Consider the following 24,892-nt stretch of genomic DNA (forward strand, 5'->3'; position numbering starts at 1 on the left):
TTTGTAGACCTGCCGCAATGGGTGGTTCTCGACATCGCATCGGAGGAGACATGGTCGATAGCGGTGTCCTCCGGCGCTGCCGAAGTGCGCTCGGGTGGCGGCGCCGGTGACCCTCGAATCCCACGACCACCGCCGGCTGGTCGACGCGATGCTCGCACTCACCGGTGCCGAGGTACGCACCCACCGCGACCGGTACGTACGGCAACTCGGCCACCTGATCGACGGCGAGCCGGTCTTCCGCCGCTCCGACGTGCCCTTCACCGACCTCTGGGGACTCGTCGCGGCCTGCGAGGAGGTGCCGGGGGCGCTCCGGCTGTTGCCCGCGGCGGTGGCGGCGGTGGACGGTGAGAGCCCGGAGCTGGACCGCTTCCGCGCACTCGTCGCCATCCACCTGCCGCCGGAGATCCTCACCGCCGACGAACGCGGCCGGATCGTCGAGCTGGCCGACGGCCTCGATCCGCCGGTGCTGCTGGACCTGTGCCGCGGCGCGGTGGCGCGGCTCGGTCCGCGGGTGCGCCCACCGGTCACCGACCTGGCGGCCGTACTCCGGGAACTGGAGGACGCGATCTCCGACCCCGACGTACGCCCGCCGCTGGTCGCCTTCCTGGACGACCTTGCGGGCCGGGTCGCCCTACCGGCCCGCCGGATCGCCGGCCGCCTCGCCGACGAGGTCGCCCGGCGGATGGGGGTCCCGCCGGGTCCGGCGGCGGCCCCGCCGCCGGCCGGGTCGGCGGGCGGTCCCAGACCCTCGGACGGCGACCAGTACCGCTCCTACTTCGTGGTGCTGCTGGACGCGGACGGCATCGACGCCTCCCGGTACCTGTTCGAGGCCTGGTTGGTGACCCCGGGCGATCCCGGCCGGCTGCCGTGGCACTGGGAACGCGTCCCGGACGGGCCGGGGGATCGGTTCCGACTGGAGCAGATCCAGCTCAAGATCGATGAGGCGCTCACCGAGCTGGCCAATCGCAGTACCGCCGAGATCGGTCAACTGACTGTCGAGTTCATCGTGCCCCGACCCCTGCTCGACTACGAGTTCGACCGGTGGCAGGTGGCGGCTCCGGGGCTCTACACGGCCCTCGGCGTGCACTACCCGGTGGTCGTCCGCGACCTCACCCGGATGCGCAACTCCCTGATGCGTCCCCGCTGGCGGACGCGGCACCGGCGGCTGCGCGAGCAGGGTTCCGCCGTGCAGGCCAGGGCGGTCGCCTTCGAGCGGCTCACCGAGCCGTACGTCGCGCAGCACCTGCACGCCCGACTGCTCGGCAACGACGACTACCCGGTCTGTCTCGTGCTGTTCGTCAGCGGCGCCGAACGGCACATCCAGGCGGCGATCGGCGCCGCGGTCACCGCCGGACTGCCGGTCGTCCTCTGGTGTCGCGATCGCGCGGCGGCGTCACGGTTCGATTCGTACATCCCCGAGGTGCTCATGGCGCGCAGCGTCGCAAACCTGCGCGAGCTGGTCTGGGAGCTGCGTCGCGACGCGGGCAGCGAGGGCGGCTCCTCCGAACACCTCGGTCTCCACCTCACCCTGCTGTGGGACGAGATCGACCGGGTGCCACCGGCCGACGCCCTCAGCGCGCCGGTCTAGGAAGGGACGACAGCGTGTTGGAATCACCACCGCAGCCGGAGGACTCCGCCACGGGCGACGGCGAGGACTGGCGGATCTACCTCGGCACCGGACGGCCGCACAACGGCATCGAGCGGCTCCCCGAGCCGCCCCGGTGGCGGCGGTTCGGCGGCGGGCCACTGATCACCTCCGCGCTGCCGGAGGACCGGCAGGGCGCCGAGCGGGCCCGCGGCTACCAGATCACCGACGAGGCGATCGAGATGGTGAACGCCGCGCTCTACCTGCGCCGCCCGCTCCTGGTGACGGGCAAGCCGGGCACCGGAAAGTCCACCCTCGCCTACAGCGTCGCGTACGAGCTGGGCCTCGGGCCGGTGCTCTACTGGCCGGTGACCAGCCGCTCCACCGTGGACGACGGCCTCTACCGCTATGACGCGATCGGCCGGCTCCAGGAGACGAACCTCTTCCAGTCCACCGGGCGGACCGAGGAGATACCGGACATCGGCCGCTACCTGACGCTCGGCCCGCTGGGCACGGCACTCCTGCCCTGGGCACGTCCCCGGGTGGTGTTGATCGACGAGCTGGACAAGAGCGACCTGGGGCTCCCCAACGACCTGCTCAACGTCTTCGAGGAGGGCCGGTTCGAGATCCCGGAACTGGCCCGGCTGCCGGAGGACCAGAGCCTGGCGGAGGTGATGACCAGCGACGGCACCCTGCGGGCACCGGTACGGCGCGGCCAGGTCCGCTGCGCCGCCTTCCCAGTCGTCGTCATCACCAGCAACGCCGAGCGGGAGTTCCCACCCGCCTTCCTGCGCCGCTGCCTGCGACTGGACATCCAGCCCCCGGACGAGCAGGCCCTGGCCCAGATCATCACCTCGATGCTCGGCGAGGAGGCGGTGGCCGCCAGCGCCGACCTGATCACGCACTTCCTCGACCTGCGAGACCGGGGTGCGGTGGCCACGGACCAGTTGCTGAACGCGATCTTCCTGGTCACCTCCGGGGTGCGACCGCCCGAGTCGACCCGCGCCCGGCTGCGGGCGAACCTGATCCGGGACCTCGAAGCGGCCGGCACCCTATGATCGATCGGCTGGTCACCGCCCTCGGCGGCGCTCCCTCGGCCCTGACGGCCGAGGAGTACGCCGAGGCGATCTGGCTGGCCCGCTTCCTGCCCCGCCAGCCGGGGCCGCCCCGGGCCGGGCCGGCCGCGACGGCGAGCGACGCGCCACCGGGGGCGCCACCCGAGCCACCGGCGTCGCCGCCGTCCACCCCCCCGGCCCGGCAGCCCGCCCGGCCGGAGGCGCCCGCGGTGACCGAGGCGGAGCCGTCCGCCAGGCTCTACCTGCCGCCGCCCGCCAACGGGCCCCGCGACCCGTCCTCGCTGCCGGTACGCACTCCCGGGGTGCCCGCCCTGCCGCACGCCCGGGAGATCGCCCGGGCGCTGGCCCCGCTGCGCCGGTCCGTACCCGCCCGGAACGCCGTGCGGCTCGACGAGGCGGAGACGGCCCGACGTTCGGCTGAGGCCCGGATGCTCCAACCGTGCCTCACCCCGGTCACCGAGCCGTGGCTGGATCTCGTACTGCTGGTCGACGGCAGCCCATCGATGGTGGTCTGGGAGGCGACGGCGACCGAGATCCGGACCCTCGCCGACCGGATGCGGGTGAACACGTTCCGGCGCATCCAGGTGTGGTACCTGCGGCCGGACGCCAAGGGCCACCGGCCGATCCTGACCTCTGACGGCGGCAGCACCGCGCGGGACCCGCGCGAGCTGGTCGACCCGGAGGGCCGGCAGTTGACGATGGTGTTGAGCGACTGCACCGGCGCCATCTGGGACGCTCCCGAGCTGCGACGGTGGCTCGCGATCTGGGGCCGTTCCGGTCCGGTCGCCGTGGTCCAGCCGCTGCCGCAGCGGCTGTGGCACCGTTGCCGCCCGACGCTGCACCCCGTGCTGGTCCGGCCGACCCGGCCTGCGGCACCGGCGGCGCAGCTGCACCCCCGCCTGCGTGACGAGGTGCCGGACCACCTTCCGCGCGGTGCGGTCGCGATACCGGTGCTGGAACTGGCACCGCGCTGGTTCGCCGCCGGGGCCGCCCTGGTCAGTGGCCGCGCCCTCGGCCCGGTCGCGGCGGTCGCGCTGCTGACCACCGACCCTCGTCCGCTGCTCGTCGACCCGCTGCGGGAGCCTCCGTCGCCTGAGCCGCTGGACCTGACGCCGGTCCAGCGGGTCGCCCGGTTCCGGGCGATGGCCTCGGACGAGGCCCGTCAACTCGCCGAGTTCCTTGCCGCCGCACCGCTGACACTGCCGGTGATGCGCCTGGTGCAGCGCCTCATGCTGCCACGCTCACAGCCGCAGGACCTCGCCGAGGTCTACCTGAGCGGGCTGCTGCGCCACGCGGCGAGCTGGGCCGAGGACACGCCGGTCGAACAGGCCCGCTACGAGTTCCTTCCCGGCGTACGGCAGGAACTACTCTCCGGACTGCGGGTCGGTGAGGCGCTGCGGATCCTCGACGTCGTTTCCCGCTACGTCAACGAGCACATGGGCGCGGCTCTGGACTTTCCGGCGCTGCTCGCCGGACAGGTCTCGGACCGGCTGGCGACCCGACTGGGCCGCCCGTTCGCCGAGGTGGCCTACACGGTGCTGCGCAGCCTGGGAGGCCGGTACTCGGAACTCGCGCGGCGGCTGGCTCCGGTCGCCCTCGGCCCGCCAGCCACGCCAACGCAGCGGACCGACCGGCGGCTACCGATCGCGGCGACACCCGAAGAGGGGGACGACATGACCGCACAGACCGCTCCAGGAGATCGGGGCCGTTCCAGCGTCGGGGAGCAGCCGGCGGTGTTCGGGAACGTGCCGCCCCGCAACCCCGACTTCACCGGGCGGGAAGAACTGCTCAACGTGCTGCGCCAGCGGTTGACCGACAACGTCACCGCGGTGCTGCCGCACACCGTGCACGGCCTCGGCGGAGTCGGCAAGAGCCAGCTCGCCGTCGAGTACGTCTACAAGTACGCCAGCGACTACGACCTGATCTGGTGGGTTCCGGCCGAACAACCGACCCGGATCCGGGAGTCGCTCGTCGCCCTGGCCCGCAAGCTTGATCTGGTCAGCGACGACGTTGACGTGTCGCAGGCCCTGGAGACCGTGTACGACGCATTGCGCACCGGACGGCCGTACGGCCGGTGGCTGCTGGTCTTCGACAACGCGACCCGGGCCGAGGACCTGATGCCGTTTCTCAGCAACCCCGGCGGGCATGTGCTCATCACCTCCCGCAACCACAACTGGGCCGGGGTGGCGGACAGCATCGAGGTGGATGTCTTCACCCGTCAGGAGAGCATCGAGCTGATCCGGCGGCGGCTGCCGGAGCTGGACGACGAGGACACCGACCGGCTGGCGGAGCAGCTGGGGGACCTGCCGCTGGCCCTGGAGCAGGCGGCGGCCTGGATGCTGGCGACTGGCACCCCGATCGACGAGTACCTCGGCCAGTTGGAAAAACGGGTCGGCCTGTTGCTGCGGGAGAGTTCACCCGCGTCGTACTCGACGCCGGTGGTGATCACCTGGGGGCTGGCATTCGACCAGCTGGCCGAGCAGACCCCCGCCGCGTTGCAGTTGCTGGAGCTGTGCGCCTTCCTCGGTTCGGAGCCCATCTCGATCAGACTGCTGCCGATGGGGCGCTACGCCGGGCTGCCCAGCCTGCTCGACGCCACCGTCCGGGACGACATCCAGTTGCGCCGGGCGGTGCGGGACATCGGCAAGTACGGCCTGGCGAAGGTGGACGCGACCCGCAACAGCATCCAGATCCACCGCCTGGTGCAGGCGATCCTGCGGGACCGGCTCACCCCGGCCGACCGGGAGACCTACCGCACCGCCGTGCAGAAGCTCCTCGCCGCCGCGAACCCCGGTGATCCGACGGAGGACCAGGAGATCTGGCCCCGGCACGCGGAACTCAACCCGCACGTGCTGGCCTCCGGGGCGATCGACGGCGAGTCCGACGACATCCGCAAGGTGGTGCTCGACCAGATCCGCTACCTCTACGTCAGCGGCGACTACGAGAGCAGCCGCGAGCTCGGCTCGATCGCGTACCGCCGGTGGCTGGAGAAGCTGGGGGCGGCAAACGAGCAGACCATTATCACCGCCCGGTTCCTCGCCAACGCGCTGCGCTCCACCGGCAATCCGCAGGAGGCGAGGCGGTTGAACGAACGGACGTACGAGATCGCCCGCGACACGCTCGGGTCCGACCACGAACACACGTTGGCGCTGGCCAACAGCTTCGGGGCGGACCTGAGGCTGTTCGGCGAGTGGCAGCGGGCCCGCGAACTGGACGAGGGGCTGCTCGAGGCGCACCGCAGGGTGTTCGGTGAGGACGCCCCGGACACCCTGCGCTGTGCGAACAACCTCGCCGTCGATTACCGATTGCTCGGCGACTTCGAGCGGGCGCGGCGCACAGACGAGGACAACTGGGCGCGCTACCGGCGGGTGCTGGGCGACACGAACCCGTACACCCTGTTCACGGCCACCCTACTCTCCCGGGATCTGGACGGGCTGGGCCGCTACCACGAGGCGCTGCGGTTGCAGCGGCAGTGGCTGCCGCTGCACCGGCGGAGCCTGCGGCCGGACCATTCGAACGTGCTGCGGGCGACCCGGCTGCACGCGGTCACGCTCCGCAAGACCGGTCTCTACAGCGAAGCGCTGACGGTGGCTCGTGAGGTGTACTCGCTGTGCCTGCGCCGGTTCCGGGAGAACCACGCCGACACGATCTCGGCGGCGATGACGCTGTTCAACATCCTGCCCCGCACCGAGCAGGAGCGGGTGGCGCGGGCCCGGGCCCTGGCCGAGGCCCGGGTGCTGGGTGAGGAGACGCTGACCGGCTACAGGCGGGTCCTGGGCGACGAACACCCCTTCACGTACGTCTGCATGGCGAACCTGGCGATCGTGTTCCGCCTACTCGGGGACTACACCGAAGGGCGCCGGCTCGACGAGCGGGCGGTCGCCGGACTCCGTGCCGGGCTCGGGATGGAGCACCCGTACACCCTCTGTGCGATGATCAACCTCGCCAACGATCTCGCTGCCAGCCGGGACCATGCCGGAGCGGCTTCGCTACTGCGGGAGACCCTGGCGGCGGCCCGGCAGGTGAACGGCCAGGAGCACCCGGAGACGTTGATCTGCGCCGCGAACCTCTCGATCGAGCTGTCGGCGCTCGGCGACCGGCCGGCCGCCCGGGAGCTGCGCGACGCGGCCATCGCCGGGTACGAGCGCTCCGTCGGCCTGGACCACCCGGACGCGGCCGAACTGCTGGCCAGCCATCGGGTGTCGATCCCGATCGACCCGCCTCCGACGTGAGCGCTGGCGGATCCGGGAGGACGGCGGCTAGGCCCGGGCGGCGAGCGGGGCGCCCGCCGCCGGGCTGACCGCCTCGGGCGCCTCGGCCACGAGGGGGCGCAGCCAGCGGGTCAGCCGGAGCGGGTCCGGTGCGTCGGCACCGCGACGCCTGATCTCGCGGTGCAGCGCGGCGACGAGTTCCGGCATCTGGTGCAGCGCGGCGGTCTCCCCGTCCGCGCCGTCGCCGCTCAGCTCGGTGAGGATCGCCAGACCGACCCAGGACCGTGGCTCGTCCGGCTGGTCGAGGATCTGGCGGAGGTAGGCGGCGCGGGCGGTCGCGTGGTCGCCGAGGATCTGCGCGATGTCGCCGGCGGACGCCTGTGGTACCTGCGTGGTCACCTGGGCCGGGTCGGTGCAGAGCTGGTCGAAGCCCTCCGGATCTGCCATCTGGAGTCCGGCCAGGTCGAATCGGACGTTGTGGGTCGAGGTCCAGCCGACGTCGTGGGTCAGCACGGCGGAGATCGGCCCGGGTGAGGCCGCCGCCCCGGCCAGCCAGTCGTCCGCCAGCCGGCGCACCCGGTGCGGATCCGGCATCCGGTTGCGCAGGCGCCAGCCGAGCCGGTGTTCGGCGGTGACCTGCCGGGCCAGCGAGGCCGCAGCCGGGGAGACGGGTTCCGCGAGCCAGCGGCGCTGCCGTTCGGTCAGCGTGGCGAGGAACCGCCGGCCCTCCTCGGTCAGGTTCGGGACCCCGTGCAGCAGCTCGGTGGTCTGCCAGACCATGGAGCGCCAGCGGGCGAATTCGAAGTCGGCGAACCGGGCGGCGGCGTCGCGCTGGACGTGCCGTTGCACCCGCCAGAAGTCGGTGACCCCGAAGAAGGCGTAGACACCGTGCAACAGCCCGCCGAGCGGCCGGGGATCGTCGCGCCACGGGGCGTAGTGCCGAGGTTCTGAATCGGCGTGGTGCAGCGGGATCAGGTCGAGCAGCGCCCCGAGTTTGGCGTGCTGCCACTCGTGTACCAGCGCCGCCGCCAGGGCGAGTGGATCGGTAGGTGGGGTCAGGGACACGGCGCCGAACGACTCCATGGCGGTCGCGTTGACGCCGTAACTCTCCTCGGGGGCGACCAGCGGGACGATCGTGGTGAGTCCCGCGGCGATCCCCTCGGCGTAGCCGGGGTGTGACCGCACGAGCACCGGCCACGCCTCGTCGAGGGCCGCCTGCCACCCGGCCAGCTCGGGGTCGGAGAGCCGGCCCGCCGCCCGGAGTTGGTGGACGTCGCGCCACGGGTCGAGGTCGTCGACGATCAGCCGCAGCGTGCGGTCGGCGGCCTGGGCCGCGATCGCGCGCAGGCCGGACCAGCCGGGCGCGTCCGCCGACGGGTCGGTGGGTACCAGGACCGGGCCGATCCGCAGCCGGCCGTCCTCGGCGGTGACGGTGACGCTGCCGGTCCCCGACTCGGCGCGTCCGTACGTCGGCAGCATGACCTGGCCGTCGGTGCTGGACAGCTCGATCGTGAAGTCCAGCCCGGCCCGGGCCGCCGCGGCCGCGGCGATCTCGCCCAGCCGGCCGACGTCGCGGGAGGCCGCGACGGTGCCGACGGTGGCGCCGGAGCGGCGACTGCGGGGCGGCACCGTGGCGGGGCCGGCCCGCAGGCGCCGGAGTGTGACCGTCAGCCAGGAGCCGACGTGCGGAGCGAGCAGTACCTCGTCGACGGCCTCCGGCCGGTGGGCCTGGGCGCGGACGAGCAGCTCCAGCGAGGCCTCGGTGGCCGGGGACGGGTCGGCGTCCAGCAGTGCCCGCAGCAGGAACAGCCGCCGGCTGAGCTGGCCGCGGCGGAGCCGGGCGATCGTCTCGGCGTCGCCGTGGCCCGCGGCGAGCTGGCTGAAGGACTGGGCGGGAAGTCGGATCACGTCGGTCACGCGCGTTGCCTCATCACTCGGGCGACATCGGCCTGTACGCGGCCGGCGATGTGGTCGATCAGATATCGCAGGTCGGCGCAGTAGACCGAGGGATTGCGGAATCCTGAGCCCTTACGGTATCGGTGCGGATAGTACCCTCCACCACAGACCGGATGAACCGAACAATCAAGACACGCCGGAGCGAGTGCCTTCGCGCCGATCTGTCGGGCGATGACGGCCGGGTGCCGCAGGGCGGCGTCCAACGGGTGATCGGCCAGGGTGAGGCCGGTGGCCGGGGCGCCCTCGTAGGCGGAGCGCAGCGTGTCGACCTGTTCGAGCGACCCGTCGACGTCGATGACGATCACACCGACGGGGCTCAGTCCGATCTGCTCCGACCTGCTGTGGCCGCCCAGTACGCCCACGGCGATCTCTTCGAAGAGGCGGAGGCGGGTCTCCCGCCGGGGCGCGTCGTACCACCGGTCGAAGACGGCGACGAGCCACTCTCCGTACCGGGTGCTGGTGTCGGGCGGACGACCCGGCGGTGGCTCGCTCCAGTTGCCGTGCGGCAGCAGGAAGTCCAGGGCCGGGGGCTGGTACGCCAGCAGCGTCTCGTAGGTCTCGACCGGATCGTTGCGCAGGTCGATGACGCTGAGTATGCCGGCGAACAGGTCGGACTGCTCGCGCAACAGCCGCAGCGCGCGGTCGACGGCGGGGAAGCTGCTCCGGCCGCCGAGGTGCCGGCGGTGCCGGTCGTTGGCCACCCGGCCACCGTCCACGCTGACCCCGACCCGCAGGCCGGCGGCGCGCAGCAGGCGCAGGCGTTGCTCGGTCAGGCGGGTGCCGTTGGTCTGCACGGTGAACTGTGCCGCCGTCCCGGGCGACAGCGCCGCACGCAGCGTGCTGACCACCCGCTGCAACGTGGCGGGTGGAGCGAGAAGCGGCTCGCCGCCGTGCAGGATGACCCGGATCGTCGACAGGCGGTGGTCGCGGGCGTGTTCGGCGATGCGCCGGGTCGCCAGGTCGACGACCTCGTCGGGCATGAAGACCGTCCGGCCCCGCCAAGAACGGTCGGCCAGCTCGTACATGTAGCAGTAGTCGCAGGCGAGGTCGCACCGACTGTGCAGCTTGACGACAAAGTCGTGGAACGGGGTGGGCCGCCAACCGGCCGGTGCGATGTCGAGCGGTGACTCGCCGAGCGGCCACTCGGACGCCGGAGGAAGTGACGGTGGCGCGGTGGTGGCCACGACGGGGTTCAGATCGCGGAGGTGAAACCAGCGACGGGGTCCTGCGGTCGGTCCAACTCGTCGAGAATCCGCTCCAGGCAGTGCACGAACGCGCCCTGCCTCGCCTCCCGGAGTTCGGCGAGGCTGATCTTGCTCACATCCAATTGGTGAGACAGATAATCATCGACCGTGGTTTCCATCGGTTCCTCTATAGGACAATCGCACGCTAGTGATCCTGACCGGCTCCGAACGCGGCAGCTGGAGACGGAGCAAATTACCTAAACTAGCCCAAGATACCAGTGGATGCCGGACAGCCGGGTCAGTCTACGGCCGACGCCCCGCCCCGGACAGTCCATAGCCGGCGCGCGCACCGTGAGCTGTCCGATTTCTGGCAATGGTCGCGGAAGTCGCGGCGCCGCGTCCGCCGCCATCCGGCGGATCGCCCGCGGCAAACCTCCGCCACCGCGTCCGCTCGTGACGCCGTTGTTCGAGACGGCCGCTGGAAAGCCAGCCACCGTGGCAGATCACGCAATCAGAGCCGCTGAACGGCCAAGGTCAGGTACGCGGATCTGCCGCCGAGCGGCCGCGCTGGCTAGGCCTGCTCCTCGCTAAACGGCTCGTCGCTCCACCGCCACCACGCCTCGTTGCCATCGCTGTGAAGTAGGAACTCAGGAACCTCCTGGCCGTCCGGGTACCGAAGCGTCACGGTGTTCCGAACTGCCTCGTATGCGCGCTCCCAGGACTCCGCGTCCTCATCAACGCCATCGAGCAGCCGCAGCTCCTCGGCGAAGAGCGTCCGGACCTCCGCAAGCCCTTCCCTCGTCGTCGCTGCCCTGAACAGCGGCGGTCAGCGCGGGGCGTGATCCAGTGCTCTTCGATCGCGATCAAGTTGCCGATCAACACCTGTCCTCCGATGTCCGGCTGCGGGCCGACATGCTCTCCCGGTCGCCGCTGGACCGCACGTTGCTGTACCGGTGCGTCGGTTGAGTAGCCTCCCTGGTCCCGCCGTCCACGGTTGAGGTCGTGTGATGACACGACGTAGATGAACGTGGGTGACGAAGGCCTCCGGTTGTGGAGTGGAGCTGTCCAGGAACCGCTCCGGCAACCAGGAGGCCTTCGTGTTTCACGCTGACGCCGCTTTGACTCAGCTTGAGGGGCCGGAAGCCGCCCCACCGAGGGTCACCTTGAGGATCTTCTCGTTGCTGTTGTTCGGAATGCTGTCCTTGTCCCCGCCGGTGCTCGTGGTCAGCCACAGGTTGCCGTCGACGGTCGGTTCGACGGTGCGCAGCCGGAAGTACGTCCCGACGAAGTACTGCTGGACGTTGGTGAGCGTGTTGCCGCTGATCTCCGCACGGTACATCCGGTTGCCACGCAGGCAGGCGATATAGAGCACGTCCCGGACGATCGCGATGCCGCTACACGAGGCCTCGGCCACCGGGTACGTCCGGATCGGGGCCCTGAAGTTCGGGTTGGCGCAGTCGCCGGAGGTGCCCTCGCAGGCGGGCCAGCCGTAGTTGCCGCCCTTGACGATGATGTTGGTCTCGTCCACGACGTTGTTGCCGAACTCCTGCTCGAAGAGCCGCCCCTGGGAGTCGAAGGCGAGTCCCTGCGGGTTGCGGTGGCCGTAGCTCCACACGTAGTTGCCGAAGGGGTTGTCCGCCGGCACGGTGCCGTCGGGGTTGAGCCGCAGCACCTTGCCGCCCAGGTTGTTGGTGTCTTGGGCCAGGTCCGGGTTCTGTCCGTCGCCGGCGGCGGCGTAGAGCTTGCCGTCGGGGCCGAAGCGCAGCCGGCCGCCGTTGTGGTACTTGTTGCGCGGGATTCCCGTAACGAGCACCTGCTCGGTGCCGGTTTGCAGCGTGCCGTCGTAACGGATGCGCACGATCCGGTTGTCGGTCGTGGTGGTGTGGTAGATGTACAGCCAGCGGTCGGTGGTGAAGTTGGCCGAGACGGCCAGCCCGAGCACGCCGCCCTCGCCGTTGGTGCCTGCCACGTTCGGCACGGTGCCGATGCTGTGCTTATCGGTGCCGTCCGGGTTCATGGCGACGATGTCGAACAGGTCGCGCCGGCCGTAAAGGACGGTGCCGTCGGGCAGTTGCACCAGGCCCCAGGGAAGGTCCTTCTCGGTGGTGATCACCGTGGCGCCGCAGACCGGGCTCGTGCAGCCTGAGCCGGTGTGCGCGCTGACCGCGGCGCTCGCCCCCGAGACATTGCCCTGGGCGTCCCGGGCGGTCACTGTGTACCGGTAGTCGGTGTCGGGCGTCAACCCGGTGTCGGTGAACGTGGTCGCCGGCGGGTTGCCGGCAGTGCCGGTGGTGGAGCCGACCGCCGTACCGTTGCGCAGGATTGTGTAGCCGGTGACCGCGACGTTGTCGGTGGAGGCCGACCAGTTGAGGGTGACGGCCGTGCCGTTGACCGTCGCGGCCAGGTTGGTCGGCGTGCTGGGCGGAGACGTGTCCTGCTGGCAGAACGGCGGGGTGACCGAGAGCGTGGAGCTGGCCTGCGAGACGTTGCCGGCGGCGTCGCGGGCGTTGACGTACCAGCCCCAGGTGACACCCTGCACGACGCTGAGCGTGGCGGTCAGCGTCCGTCCCGAGACCGAGGTGACGAGCTGGCCGTCGTGGTAGATGTCGTAGAAGGTGACGCCGACGTTGTCCCGGGAGGCGTACCAGGAAAGCGTGACGGACTGGCAGGTCAGCCGGCTGCTGCGCAGGCCGATCGGCCGGGTGGGCGGGCTGGTGTCGGCGGCGAGCCAGGCCGTTTGCCGGCTCCCGGTCGCCGGTGCGGCCGCTGCGGCGTTGGCGGGTACGCCGGTCAGGACGGTGCCGGCGCAGACCAGCAGGGCGAGCGGGACGCGGTGTCGGAGCTGGTGAGGACTAATCCGCACGGGTGCTTTCCTTCCCGGGGTTCTTGGTCAGTACGGGTAGCCGGGGACATTGAGCCGCACGCTGTACAGGCCCGAGTCGTTCGTTCGGCCGGAGGTGATGTAGAGGGTCTGCCGGTCGGGTCCGCCGAACGCCACGTTGGTGGTGCCGGTGCCGCCGGAGCGGATCGTGCCGAGCTGCGCGCCGGCGGGCGAGTAGACGTGGATCAGCCCGTCCGAGCCGGAGGCCCAGTACACGTTGCCGGCGCAGTCGATGGTGACCCCGTCGGGACCGCCGAGGTAGTTCACGAAGACGCTGCGGGCGCCGGTGCTGCCGTCGGGCTGGACGACGTACTTGTAGATTTTGTTCTCGGAGTAGGCGCCCACGTAGAGCGTGCTGCCGTCCGGGGAGAGCGCGATGCCGTTGGGTTGCCGCAGCCGGTCGTCCACCAGCGACACCTGGCCGCCAGAGACGCGGAAGACACTGGTACGTCCGCTCATCTGGTCGGGTCGGTTGCCGCGTTGGAAGTTGGGGTCGGTGAAGTAGACGACGCCGTCGGAGCGGACCGTGACGTCGTTGGGTGAGTTGAACGCCCGGCCCTGGTAGTCGGCGGCGCCGGTGCTGCGTGCCTGGTCGCTCAGCCGGTATGCGGAGACGTTCCGCTGGTCGTGGGTGGCGGCGATGATCTGCTGGGCGTCAGGGCTGAGTGCCAGGCCGTTGCTGCCGGCGTTGGCGATGAAGGTGTCGAAAGTCGCCGGCGGGGTGAACCGGCGGATCGTGGAGGGCTGCACGTTGTTCGGCCCGGTGCCCGCGGCCATGTCGGACATCAGCAGGTAGCCGCCATCGGCGATCCAGACCGGTCCTTCGAGGAACGAGAATCCGCTCTGGATCTTCGTCGCGGACACGGAGCTGGCCGGCAGGGGCGGGCCGTAACCGGTGCCGCCCGGGCAGACCCCGGGGGGCGCGCCGGGTGGGCCGGCGAGCAGGTTGGTGTGAACGTTCACATCAGCGGCGTCCCGAGGTGCCGGGGGCGCGGGTGCCGCACCGGCGGGGCCTGGTGCGGTGGTGAGCGCCAGGCACAGGCCGGTGAGTGCGGCGATGGTTGGACGCCAGGTCATCGGGTACTCCAATCGGAGTCGGTGAATGCGAGGCCCGCGGTTGCCTGGACTGACCCCCCGGCCGCCAACACCTCTTATCGATCACTATCGATGCATATATGACGCAGCTTAGGCGAGGAAGCAGCGCCTCGCATCAGTTCCCCACGATCACCTTTGGCGCATGCCCCGAAGGCGCCGATGACCTGGCCGGGTCGGTGGGGTCCGGCCCTCACCGACCCCGGTACACGAGCCGCTCAGCCCGTCGTGCCGGTCGCTGAGCTTCCAGACCTGGTCACCCGGTAAATCACGGTGGCGCCGCTCCAGGGTCGGACGGGCCCGGGTCGCCGCGACGCCCCGTGCAGGCATCGCTAGGTGCTCCCACTCGATCAGTTTGGTGAGACGGCTGACGGGTGCCCGAAGGGAGTGGTCGAGCCAATCAGGTTCGGCGTTGTCTACAGAGCGATGCGGTTGCCGACCGATCGCTGGACCGGACCGGTGTACTCGGTGAGGCTGAAGCGGCGATGCCCATCCGTGGGATGAACGGTGACGGCGACAACGCTCTCGTCTTCAAATCGCAGCGTGAAGACGGGGTCGAGTTCGCACAGGAATGCAAACGCCTCGCGGTCTTCGTCGCTGTCGCTGACCAGGCGACCATTCGCCTCCCAGCCGCCGGTGGCGGCGGCGATCACGACGACCACCTCGACGCTGTCGAGCAGAGTGGACGAGTTCGCCAACCAGTCCAGCCAGCAGCGTTCCTCGAAGCGGTCCATGCCGTCACCCTTTCAGGGCGAGGCCCGGACGGCTGCCTGCCTGTCGGGTCTCGGGACGTGCGTGACGGAGCAGTCTCAGGACGTGCGTGACACGTCCGGCTAGACGATCTTGTCTGCCTCCATCCATTCAAGGCGGCCCGCAACGGGCCGCACGCGCCGCCGCCTGGGCGCGCGCCGGCCGCTGCCGCTGTCGCTCTGCGGCCGTCACGCCTGATGCCCGGCGGCTGGCGCGGACAGCGGGAAGCCCGGAGGGCCGCCGCAGAACGACAGGGAGGTTGACCGGTGGTGTGGCCGGCAGCCAGCCGGGCCGCGCGGCCAGCAGCCCGCGCGGCGTAGGGGAGCGCACGCCGGCCGTGTCGGCGAGCTGGCCGGCGGTCGCGCGGCTGCGGTCAGAGCGCCTCCGGCGGGGGCGCAACGACTCCAGGATGGCCGGGGCTTCGCCAGCGGGTCACGGTCCGTGGGTGGTTGCGGTAGGCCATCCCGCCTGCCACCGACCCAGGGCAAGCCGAGCAGACCACCGCTCCCTAGAAGGCGGGTCGGCGGCATACGGGATGGGTCGAAGTGGCGGCTAGCTAGCCTGGGGTCACTTGGCGGTGAGCTTGTCGACGTCTGGGGCGTAGACGGTCATCCAGTGCGGGTGTAGCCGGTAGTAGACCACGTCGTTGTCCCAGTCGAAGGCGTCGTCGCCGTAGAAGTCCTTGAAGTAGTTGAGCAAGTCTGGCCAGTCCGCGGCAGCCTCACTGTCCTGAGGGTTGAGGATCTCGACCGTACCGTGCGTGAAAACGCCCAAGTCCTCGCCACGCATGTGCGCGACGCTGCCGGCCGGCCGGGCGGCGAGGTGGCGGGCCTTGGCGGCGCTGGGCGCCGTCCCGAAATGCCACTTGCCGTGTAGGAAATGCCCGTCCACGCCGCTGATCCGCGGCTCGCCCTTCGCCGTCACGGTGGAAAGGGCAAGGGTGCACATGCCGGTGAGTACCTGGGTGAGCTGCTCCGCGGTCAGGGTGCGCTCAGTGATGATTGAGCGAAGATGCGAGGTGGAGCGGGACAGAGAGGAGTCCAGGAGACTCTGGAGCTCTTTGAGATCTTCCGGCGTTTCGCGCATCGAGGTCCTTATCTATTCGTAAGGCCGGTTCACGTCCACCACCGACGCCGACCGGTGAAACCATGCTCGATCAAAAACCTGACACCTTGTGTCGTACTTCTTTTCTCAGCAGTGATTAATCACGCGGGGCGTCTCAATGCACCTGCCGCAGCGGCGGGCGCGCCCGAGTCAGCCGGGGGAGGAGTCGGCTGAGCGCTGGGAAGAGGCCTTGGGCCACTTCGGGGCCAAGCGTGCACAGCTCCTGGCGGCGCTCACCGTCAGCCGTCGTCGTAAGCGGGTATTTAAAGATCATCGGGCACAGATCCGGCACAACCGCGAAGACGCATGCGAAAGGTTAGGGCAGGTCGATGAGTCCTGATCGTTGCCTGGGGTCAAGGGGTCGACGACGACCAGGTCTAGGCCTAAGAGTGGGAGCTGGCGCGGAATGATCAAGCGCCCCGTCAGCGAGTCACTGCACGTACGTCCTGGTAGAAGCAGGACTCGTTGGCTGAGCGCTACTCCCTTCCTAAACCGTTTGCGACAGCAGCGGTAACAGCAACCGGCCGGGACGAGGGCAGCCGCCAGCGGCCGAGCACGTACAGCCGCTCGAGGTCGCAAACGTGGACGGACCCTGCCGAACGGAGCGCCCAGAACTTGCAAGGAGAGGTCGAAGTGCCTGCCAGGACGCAGTGAGTCTGCCGGCGTCTGAGGGGTTATGAGGGGGCCTGGGGGTCGGTAGCGTTGGGCGTGATTGCGGCCGATGGGTCGGTGGTGCATTCCCGCGCTACGCGAGGAGGTTCCGGGTGGATGCCTTGCCGGAGTTGACGTTCGGGCAGCGGTTGAAGGTCTACCGCGAGCGGTCCGGGAAGACTCGTGCGGTGCTTGGTGGGTTGGTGGGGCGCAGCGCCGAGTGGGTTAAGGCGGTGGAGACGGATCGGATCCTGCCGCCGCGTATTCATATGCTGGATCGGATCGCGCGTGCCCTCAAGGTCGAGGTGTCTGCCTTGGTCGGAGAGTTGAGTGATCGTTCGGCCGTGATCAACGGGCCGGAGCATCCGGCGCTGGCGTCGGTTCGGGATGCCGTGAACCGCTTTGCGATCTCCGGAGACATCCCCGTGGAGTCGTTGACCAGTCTTCGGGGGCGGCTTGCGGCGGCGTGGCGGGCCCGTCATCAGGCGTCGGATCACCGGACGGTGCTGGGTGGGTTGTTGCCGGGGTTGCTGCAGGATGTGCAGCGTGCCGCGTTGGCGTACGAGGGTGCCGAGCGGAGGCAGGCGCAGGCGTTGTTGGCGGAGACGCTTGGATTGGCGCAGATGTTCCTCGCCTACCAGCCTGCTGCGGAGTTGCTGTGGCGGGTTGCGGACCGGGCGATGGTGGCGGCGCAGGAGTCCGGTGATCCGGAGGCGATTGCCGGTGCGGCGTGGTTCCTGTGCCAGGTGCATCGGGACGCCGGGGACTGGGACACCGCGATGGCGGTGACGCTGGACGTGCTGTCGGCTCTGGAGTCGCGGACGGCCGACGGAAGCATGAATCTGCTGGCACTGTGGGGATCTCTGAACTTCGAGGCCGCGTACACGGCCGCTCGTGCTGGTGAGGAGGGGCGCGCCTGGCGGTACTGGGATCGCGCGGACCGGGTGGCGCAGCGACTGCCGCAGGGCTTCTACCAGCCGCAGACGTCGTTTTCCCGCGTCATCATGGGTGCTCACGCGGTGACGGTTGCGGTGGAGTTGCAGAAGTCGGGTGAGGCGGTTCGGCAGGCACGCCGCCACGACTCGGCGGCGATTCCGTCGAGGCCACGACGGGCACGGCATCTCATCGAAGTCGCGCGGGCGCACTACGGCAAGGACGACAAGGAAACGGCCGTAGCAACCCTCCAGCAGGCGTACGAGGCGGCGCCGGAGACGATCCGCTTCAACGGGTACGCCCGACAGATCACCCTGGACCTGCTCGACGGTCCGCGGTCTACTCGCGATGATGCCCGTGACCTCGCGGTGAAAGTTGGCCTGGTCTCGTGATCTAGGGGTAGGAACCTTACCCATTCGGCACTGCGACTGTACGTAGCGTCGCCCTCACGGGATGCGGCGGGCGGTGCGGCAGTCGCCTGGTCGCCGCGTCCCCCTCATTAGAGGGTGGTGATGCCGCCCTCCTGAACGACGAGGGAGGGCGCGTGCGGCGCGTCTCGTACGACGAGTACCTCTCGGCCACCGCGTTGACCTTTGCCCGACGGCATCGGCCGGTGTGGTCGTGGCAGCTCTGGCGGCACATCTGCCGCTGCGGGGCCGACTTGCCCTGCCGTGGCCGGCACCGGATTCCGATCAATCGGGGCCACTGGCCGCAGGTGGGCGAGCAGTGAACGCCGGCCAGGAGCAGACGATTCTCGCGGTGCACGTCCGAGGGCTGGACGGCATGTGTGTTGGTTGCCGGGCGTGGTGGGCGCGGCTCACGCCGTACCCGTGCTGGCAGGTGGAGTGGGCGACCAGCCGGCAGGCCCGCGCGAGCGTGGTCCGGTTTCTCGGCGGTGTGTGGTGACCAGCCACGGTCCGGTCCTGCCGACCTGGAGCTGCGGCGGTTGCGATCTACCTTGGCCATGCCGGACCCGCAGGCGGGAGCTGCGTGCGGAGTACGCCGACGCTCCGGTGTCGCTGGCCCTCTACCTCGGTGCCTATCTCGTCCAAGCCGCCGAGGACATGCCTTGGGCGCCGGCCGGCGCGCTGCATCGCCGCTTCATTGGCTGGACCAGGCGACTGCCGGAAGTACAGCAGCGATGTACAGCAACCATGCCGGCCGAACCAGACCGGCATGAGCGTCACCAGGCCGGGTGACCTCGTATGACACCCGATCCAACCGGCTCGTCGAGAGTTCACACCGAAGAGGTCGCTTGAGTCCGTCTCTGGTCGCCTTGGCCCAGCAGACGAGATCCGGAACATGCGCGGATTTGATCAAGGGGCGTGCCGGGGAGCCCTCGTGTGTATGTCCTGGTAGGGCGAGATCGGCGGTCACCACCACCGCGATGATCAACGCGAGCGCGTCGACGGGTCGTCGAGCACATCAGCAGCCGGTGGCGTACATGACGGACGGCGCGACGATGTGTCCAGAAACACACACTGGCATCTGTGCGCAGGTCGTCGCACTGGCCGATCTCTCTCGGTAGCCCCTCGCGTACTTACGGTCCGATAAATGACATAGATACATAACGATTCCATCGGTAGCTTCAACTCTCGATGACAGCCGTCGCCGAGCAGCATGAAGACGGCTTCGAGAGCGCCGGAAACGGTTGCTGAACAGGGGGAGTCAGCCGGATGGATTCGTCACGCAAAATCGGGTGTCCGCGAAGCCTGAGACGCCTGGGGGCCGCCGCACTGGCTGCGGCCGTCGCAACAATCGCCTTACTCACCGCTCCCGCGGGTGCTCCCGCCTGGGCGAACCCCTCGCCGGCTCGGATCAGCGGCTCCGATCTGAGCACCAGCAGTGCGCCTGCCCCGGTGCGGCTGCCGGGCGACAAAGCGGTGCGCAACTACACGCCCACACAGTTGAAGTCGTTCGAGCGAACCGGCGGAGACCCCGAGGTGCTGGCGTATTGGACGCCGGAACGGATGAAGGCAGCCAAGTCGCTGGATGCCCCCGGAGATGCGGAATGGGTCGAGAGCAAGGCCCGCGCCGTCGCCAGCAAGACGGCCGACGTCGCGGCGAAGCCGGTTGCCGCTCGGATCTCGCAGCGCGTGACCAACGCCCCGCCACCGGTGACGAATTTCTCGATCACCAATGGCAAGTTGTTCATCGGTGGCTACGAAAGCGGCTCATGGTGCTCGGCGTCGGCGATCAACACCTCGTCCAAGCGGGTGCTGATCACCGCCGGTCACTGTGTCCATGGCGGACAGGGCGGCACCTGGCTGCAGAACCTCGTCTTCGTGCCGGGATACAACGCCTTCAACACCGACCACGACCCGGTCGGCCGCTTCCAGGCGTACTGGCTGCGGACCTTCAACGAGTGGATCAACAACAGCAACCTCAACCGGGACGTCGGCTTCGTGACCACCTACTCCGGCGGCGACTGGAACACGACAGTCGTCAACACCATCGGTGGGCACGGCCTGGTCTACAACGGTGGCACGGAGTTCGACACGTCGATCTTCGGATATCCGGGCAACCGTGACGGCGGCAACGTCATGTGGGCTTGCTGGGGCACTGCCACCGACAACAGCATCTTGGACAACAAATCCAAAATCACCTGCAACTTTGGAGGTGGCTCCTCGGGCGGACCGTGGACCTGGAACTACGACAACGCCAGCGGACTCGGCTCGGTCCGCTCGGTCATGTCCACGGTGAACAGCGATGGCGTCAACAAGGGGCCGTACTTCGACCAGGCTGTCGTCGACGCGATGAACGCCGCCAACGCTGATTGGTAAGTTGAACCGATGAGAATGCGGCCACCACTTCCACTGGCTGCCTGGCTGCTGGCTGTGGTGGCCGCACTGAGCGCCTGCGGCTCCGCAGCCGAGCCCGGCAGTGACACATCAGGCGTCCGAGCGCCGACCGGACCGACACGGCCGGATGCGTTGCCGACCCGGAGCGGCCTAATCGACGCGCAGGTTGTTCAGTGGCGCGACTGGCGCAGTGTCGACGATCGAACCCTTGAGGTCACCGTGACGGCCGGACCCGCCGACTGTTACGGCGCCGAGCCGGAAGTGACAGAGAGCGAAACGGCAGTGGGCATTCGGATCCGCGTCGGACTGCTACCCGAGGCGGCCGGCAAGGAGTGCTTAGCAATCGCCAAGGAGTCGGTGGTTCCGGTGCAACTCACCTCCGCCCTGGGCAACCGCAAGGTCGAACCTCTGAGCTGACGCCAGCTCGGCAGGCGACAGCCGTCGCCTGCCGAGCTGCACCACACGCTCGGGTGAAGCGTTCGACATTGCCGTGGTACGAGGTCGGTAGGGGCGGGTCTTCTGGGGCCTGGCGTGCCGCGACGCGTACCCGTCCCGAGCCGGTCCGATGGTCGCCACCCGCTTCGGTGTCGGGACGCCCGCAGGGGGACGGGACCTGCAGACGCTGCCCAGGCTCAGCCGTACGCCTTGGCGAACGCCTTGACAACCTCGGCGGGGGCTTCGACGGTTTGGTCGGTAGCGGGCCCTTCAATGGTGACCGGCAGGCCGAAGTCGGAGTAGGTCGCCGTGATGCCATTCATGAAGGCTGAGTCGATCGCGCTGAGGTTGATGAATATGTAAGTGAGCCGGCCTTGGTCGTCGACCTTGGCGTTGAACGGGACAGCTTTGGCCTTCTCCCCGTACCTCCTGAAAAGGTCCCCCTGCGTGCCGGGTGACTTGGTGATGTCAAAGGTGCCCGTGAAACCAAGCTGACCGTTCCGCTCGACGTCGGTCACGGCCTTGATCAGGTCATTGACGCCGGCCAGGTCGCCATCGACCATGTCGGAGAAGGTGCTGCCCTCCTCCACGTTTGCTGCATCAATGTGCATCCATTTATTGGGCAGGGCTGGCAGGCGGGTGAAGCTGTGCAACTGCACTGCGCCCGCCAGCTTCACGTACACAGCGCTGCCCAGCTGAACAAAGTCGACTGTCATGCCTTGGTCGCCAATTGGGCTGATCCACTTCATGGACACCTTCTTGGCGGTCGGATCCACGACCCCGCTGATCTCCAAACCGTCCGGCCCGGTCTTCCTGCTCACCTTGAAGGTTTCCTCATCGAGCTTCTGTATTGCGCCGGCGAACGAGTCGAGCGCATTGACCTGTGATGCTGAGGCGGGTGCTGTGGTGTCCGCGCCGCCACCGTCGGTGGCGTTGTTGCAGCCGGCGACCCCGAAGCTGAGCGCAATGACGAGGCACAGCCCAGTGATCGCCGACCGTCGCGTCCTCATGTGGTTCCTTCCTCCCAAACTGACGGAGTGGGCTGGCGGCACCAGCCATGATCAATGAAATCGGTTCCGTCAGCAGTGGCCACGTATCTGGAGGGATGTGCGGCTTGCCGCGCGGACGTGCGAATCGGCGGTGACCGCCCGGGTGAGGGCCACCGCCGATCACGTGGTCGAACCGCTCAGGCGGCCGAGCAGGCGGTGTCCAGTTCCTTGATGGCGGCTTCCAGGGCCTTCTTGCTGGGCTTGGCGTCGGCGGACTTGTTGTACGCGTCGCTCAGGCTCATCATCTCATTCTGGATTTTTTCGGATGCGGCGGTGACTGCCTCGTTGGCGTCCATCGAGTGCGCCAGGATCGCGACCGAACCGGCGGCCCACTGGGCACTGACCGCGAAGTGCCCGGCTGGCGGGCCGATCTTCTCGGCCTTCGTGACCTTAGCGGCGTTGTCCTTGATGTCGTTCTTGATGTCGGCGCAGGCCTTTACTGTGGCCGCGTCGGTGGTCGCGGTGGTGGCCGTACTGCCGGTCGGGGCGGCGCTCGAGGCTGCCGGGGACGGCGAGGTTGCGGTGCCCTCAGGTTTGGGCTGCGGATCGCAGCCGGCCATCGTGATCGCCGCCGCAACGGCCAAGCCAGTCAGGACGAGTCGAGTTCGGTTCATCGATGTTTCCCCCGTGATCTTCATGGTCGGCGCACGCTACCAGCCCCGGTCGTAGCGGTGGGGTCAGTTAATGGGCCGACGAGCACCGAGCCCTAGGTTTGGAGCTGGATGCGAGGCGCGTCGTGACTGTGGACCACGGGTGCCGCGCAGTGCTCGCAGGTGTCGGTCCGCGACGGTGTGGCTCCATCATGGATCACGTTGAGGTGCAGGTGGTCTCGGCGGGCGCGTGCTGGCGGACGAACCTGACCATGCGGTAGTTCGATCCACTCTGGAGGTACCGCAACATCATGTCAGGGGCGGTGCCAGCCGTTGTGCGGCATGACAAGGCAGGCGCCGATCAAGGTGCAGGTTTGCGATCGTTCACGAAGACGCCGGCACGTCTTTCGCTGAATAGTTTCCCCACCATGTTTTCCCGATTCCCCTGCCACTTCGGGGGGAACGATTTGTAGGAGGGGAAGATGCTCAGACATCGCGTGCTCGGCATCGGGCTTGCCGCACTGCTGGCGGTCTCCGTGTCCGCCGTTGCTTCTCCGGCCAGTGCAGCAGGGTCTGCAATGGCTGCCGGGACGATCCCCCAGCCGGTGCTCGATGCGGCGGAGGCTCTGGCCGGAAAGCAGGCCGCAGCGGTAACACCAACGTTCAGCCGGACGCCGTCCACTCGTGTCGCGGCAGCCGCCGAGAATGTGATCACCTGCACCGCGCGGGCCCAGTATCCACATGCGTCGACCGGCGGCAACGGCATCCCGGGCAGCATCGACGGCAAGGCGGACTCGTGGTGTGACGCGGTCATACCCTACATCGGCGCTCAGGTCGAGTTGTACCAGTACGTCCCGGGCAGCGGCTTCTTCTTGGTGTCGGTCGGAAGCCTGAATTCGGGTCCTGGGAACAAGACGTACACCGGTGTCGCCTTCACGATCTGCCAGGGTGTGCCGAACTACTACGTCACCAGGGGCATCCACACCTACACTGCTCCCGGCGGCTACTACCCCCCGTCGTTGAGGCTGGACACGCAGTCGCCCATCGTGCAGGTCAGCTGCTGAGGCGTACGCACGATGAACCGGCCGACCACCGCAGTGCCAGCGGCGGTCGGCCGGCTACGCCCGGCCTCGTCATGTCTCCCGCAACCGGTCGGCGAACGTCCAGGCGACGGCGGCGGTCAGGATCCGCACGCCGCGGGTCGAGGCGGGACGCAGCCCGATCAGCTCGTGTACGCGCCGTAGGCGATAGTCGAGCGTGCGGGTGTGGACGCCCAGCGCCCGTGCCGTCGCCGGTCGGGACATGTCGTGCAGGTAGTACGCGTCGAGGGTGCGGATCAGGTCCGGGCCGGCCTCGAGTCGGGTGACGAGTTCCCGCAGCCAACTGCCCATGTGTGGCGAGTGGACGGCTCCGAGTTCGACGAACCTGTCCGCGACGGTGTAGAGGTGCTGAGGTCTGCGCTCCGCCGACGTCAGTCGGCTGATTTGTCGAGCCTGGTCCAGCACACCGGCCAACTGGCCCACCGCTCCGACGGCCGCGCCGGCAGCGCACCGACGGCCGGAGCTCACGGCGATGCCACGGACCAGGTCCAGGGTGCGATCCGCCACCGGACCGTGGACGCCACCGTCGACGAGCCATGCCGACGTGGCCGCCGGTGCGTCGACCGATGCCGGTGTGACCAGTACCAACTCCGCCGGCCCGAGCCAGGACATCGGGATCCGCCAGGACGCCAGGGCCGTCGCGACGATGCGTTTCCGCTCCGGGGCGGCCAGGCCCGGCGGATCGAACCGAACAACCGTCACCAGCCACCGATGCCCGAGACGTACGCCGGCCGCCCGAGCGATGCCGATCGGCGGTGGTTCGTCGGCCAGCAGCGACCGCGCGAGCAACTGGACCTGAGCCGACATCGACCAGGTCTGCGCGACGCCACCAAGGTACCCGTCCAGGTAGGCGCAGCGGGCTCGGTTGCCCTCCCGCCCGAGCCAGTTGGCCATGTGGAGCACGTCCTCGGTGTTAGCCGGAGCAGCGGTCTCCACCACATCGCGCAGCATCAGTGCGGTATGCGTGCTGAGCGCCTGCCGCTGTGACGCCAGCGAGAGCCGATCCTCGCCTCGTCGTCGGCCGACGTCGCCGATGGCCGCCAGATCGTCCTCGTCGAGCGGCGTGTCGTCCCGTACGCGCTCCAGACTCACCCGTCTGATGAAACGCGCGAAGTCGAGCATGTGCGCGAGTTGCTCCGGTGACGGCGACGCGTACTCGGGCACCTCTCGCTGGTAGGTGTTGACGGCACGCAGGGCATTTACGTCAATCCGCCGCTGGAGCGCCATGATCAGATCCGGCACGACACCTCCTGTAAGGGACGTCGAACGCCTTTCGATTGATGTTCGCCGATCGTATCGTCGCGCCCTGAGGCAATCGGCGACTTGGCGACGGCGGCGTCCAGGCATGCGGATTCGAGTGCGTGCGCCTGCGGCACGATGCTCTCGATCAGCTAAGTTGCCGGCGTGGATATCCAGGTGCTGGAGGGTGCGCTCGTCGAGGTGCCGACGGCCGATGCCAGCGGCATGGACCGGCGGGCGTTCGGTGAGTTCGTG

At 69.1% G+C, this 24,892-nt stretch carries 17 protein-coding genes and 1 pseudogene; 8 read left to right on the plus strand and 10 right to left on the minus strand.

What is annotated here, in order from left to right; all coding sequences use genetic code 11:
• Positions 1 to 106 precede the first annotated feature (106 nt).
• From ADK66_RS09775 to fxsT, 3 genes are read left to right on the plus strand one after another with little or no spacing between them, the layout of a single operon-like run.
• A complete protein-coding gene (locus ADK66_RS09775; protein WP_157552361.1) occupies positions 107 to 1,588 on the plus strand; it encodes a hypothetical protein in 1,482 nt (493 codons plus the stop codon).
• 14 nt (positions 1,589 to 1,602) lie between these two features.
• Positions 1,603 to 2,643, plus strand: a complete 1,041-nt coding sequence (locus tag ADK66_RS09780; protein WP_231639981.1) for a MoxR family ATPase — start codon at positions 1,603 to 1,605, stop codon at positions 2,641 to 2,643.
• Positions 2,640 to 6,893, plus strand: coding sequence for an FxSxx-COOH system tetratricopeptide repeat protein (gene fxsT / locus ADK66_RS09785; RefSeq protein WP_053653628.1), 4,254 nt, complete (start codon positions 2,640 to 2,642; stop codon positions 6,891 to 6,893). The genes ADK66_RS09780 and fxsT overlap by 4 nt, the downstream gene beginning before the upstream one ends.
• Before the next feature lie 27 nt (positions 6,894 to 6,920).
• On the opposite strand, the gene ADK66_RS09790 is transcribed toward fxsT, so the two are convergent.
• The 7 genes from ADK66_RS09790 to ADK66_RS09815 form a co-directional block, all read right to left on the minus strand.
• Complete coding sequence (locus ADK66_RS09790) at positions 6,921 to 8,789, minus strand: HEXXH motif domain-containing protein (RefSeq protein ID WP_053653630.1); 1,869 nt, start codon at positions 8,787 to 8,789, stop codon at positions 6,921 to 6,923.
• Positions 8,786 to 10,012: an FxsB family cyclophane-forming radical SAM/SPASM peptide maturase gene (locus tag ADK66_RS09795; RefSeq protein WP_082377354.1), complete on the minus strand. Its 1,227-nt coding sequence runs from the start codon at positions 10,010 to 10,012 to the stop codon at positions 8,786 to 8,788. Before ADK66_RS09795 ends, ADK66_RS09790 begins: the two co-directional genes overlap by 4 nt.
• 8 nt (positions 10,013 to 10,020) lie before the next feature.
• Positions 10,021 to 10,149, minus strand: coding sequence for an FxSxx-COOH cyclophane-containing RiPP peptide (fxsA, locus tag ADK66_RS30660; RefSeq protein WP_231639982.1), 129 nt, complete (start codon positions 10,147 to 10,149; stop codon positions 10,021 to 10,023).
• A 986-nt stretch (positions 10,150 to 11,135) separates the two neighbouring features.
• Positions 11,136 to 12,875, minus strand: a complete 1,740-nt coding sequence (locus ADK66_RS09800; protein ID WP_082377357.1) for a PQQ-dependent sugar dehydrogenase — start codon at positions 12,873 to 12,875, stop codon at positions 11,136 to 11,138.
• Between the two features lie 27 nt (positions 12,876 to 12,902).
• Entirely contained in the window at positions 12,903 to 13,970 is a 1,068-nt protein-coding gene (locus ADK66_RS09805; RefSeq protein ID WP_053653632.1) for an SMP-30/gluconolactonase/LRE family protein, read from the minus strand.
• Positions 13,971 to 14,401: 431 nt separating this feature from the next.
• Complete coding sequence (locus ADK66_RS09810; protein ID WP_053653635.1) at positions 14,402 to 14,719, minus strand: hypothetical protein; 318 nt, start codon at positions 14,717 to 14,719, stop codon at positions 14,402 to 14,404.
• Between the two features lie 583 nt (positions 14,720 to 15,302).
• Entirely contained in the window at positions 15,303 to 15,821 is a 519-nt protein-coding gene (locus tag ADK66_RS09815) for a pyridoxamine 5'-phosphate oxidase family protein (protein ID WP_053653637.1), read from the minus strand.
• Positions 15,822 to 16,603: 782 nt separating this feature from the next.
• Here ADK66_RS09815 and ADK66_RS09820 point away from each other — a divergent pair.
• From ADK66_RS09820 to ADK66_RS09840, 4 genes and pseudogenes are all read left to right on the plus strand, one after another.
• Positions 16,604 to 17,815: a helix-turn-helix domain-containing protein gene (locus ADK66_RS09820; protein WP_053653639.1), complete on the plus strand. Its 1,212-nt coding sequence runs from the start codon at positions 16,604 to 16,606 to the stop codon at positions 17,813 to 17,815.
• Between the two features lie 163 nt (positions 17,816 to 17,978).
• Positions 17,979 to 18,329, plus strand: a pseudogene (locus ADK66_RS32675) (hypothetical protein); the annotation flags it as partial.
• A gap of 770 nt (positions 18,330 to 19,099) precedes the next feature.
• Positions 19,100 to 20,206: a serine protease gene (locus ADK66_RS09835; protein ID WP_231639983.1), complete on the plus strand. Its 1,107-nt coding sequence runs from the start codon at positions 19,100 to 19,102 to the stop codon at positions 20,204 to 20,206.
• Between the two features lie 54 nt (positions 20,207 to 20,260).
• A complete protein-coding gene (locus ADK66_RS09840) occupies positions 20,261 to 20,641 on the plus strand; it encodes a hypothetical protein (protein WP_231639984.1) in 381 nt (126 codons plus the stop codon).
• Between the two features lie 215 nt (positions 20,642 to 20,856).
• On the opposite strand, the gene ADK66_RS09845 is transcribed toward ADK66_RS09840, so the two are convergent.
• On the minus strand, positions 20,857 to 21,669 hold the full coding sequence (locus ADK66_RS09845; protein WP_053653647.1) for a hypothetical protein: 813 nt from the start codon (positions 21,667 to 21,669) through the stop codon (positions 20,857 to 20,859).
• A 176-nt stretch (positions 21,670 to 21,845) separates the two neighbouring features.
• Positions 21,846 to 22,346 (minus strand): hypothetical protein, encoded by a 501-nt coding sequence (locus tag ADK66_RS09850; protein WP_157552365.1) that lies wholly within the window; start codon positions 22,344 to 22,346, stop codon positions 21,846 to 21,848.
• 434 nt (positions 22,347 to 22,780) lie between these two features.
• On the opposite strand from ADK66_RS09850, the gene ADK66_RS09855 reads away from it, so the two are divergent.
• Complete coding sequence (locus ADK66_RS09855) at positions 22,781 to 23,362, plus strand: hypothetical protein (RefSeq protein ID WP_157552367.1); 582 nt, start codon at positions 22,781 to 22,783, stop codon at positions 23,360 to 23,362.
• A gap of 69 nt (positions 23,363 to 23,431) precedes the next feature.
• On the opposite strand, the gene ADK66_RS09860 is transcribed toward ADK66_RS09855, so the two are convergent.
• Entirely contained in the window at positions 23,432 to 24,640 is a 1,209-nt protein-coding gene (locus ADK66_RS09860; RefSeq protein ID WP_053653654.1) for a CdaR family transcriptional regulator, read from the minus strand.
• Between the last annotated feature and the right edge of the window lie 252 nt (positions 24,641 to 24,892).

The sequence above is a fragment of the Micromonospora sp. NRRL B-16802 genome (genome assembly GCF_001279555.1).
Lineage (GTDB): Bacteria > Actinomycetota > Actinomycetes > Mycobacteriales > Micromonosporaceae > Micromonospora > Micromonospora profundi.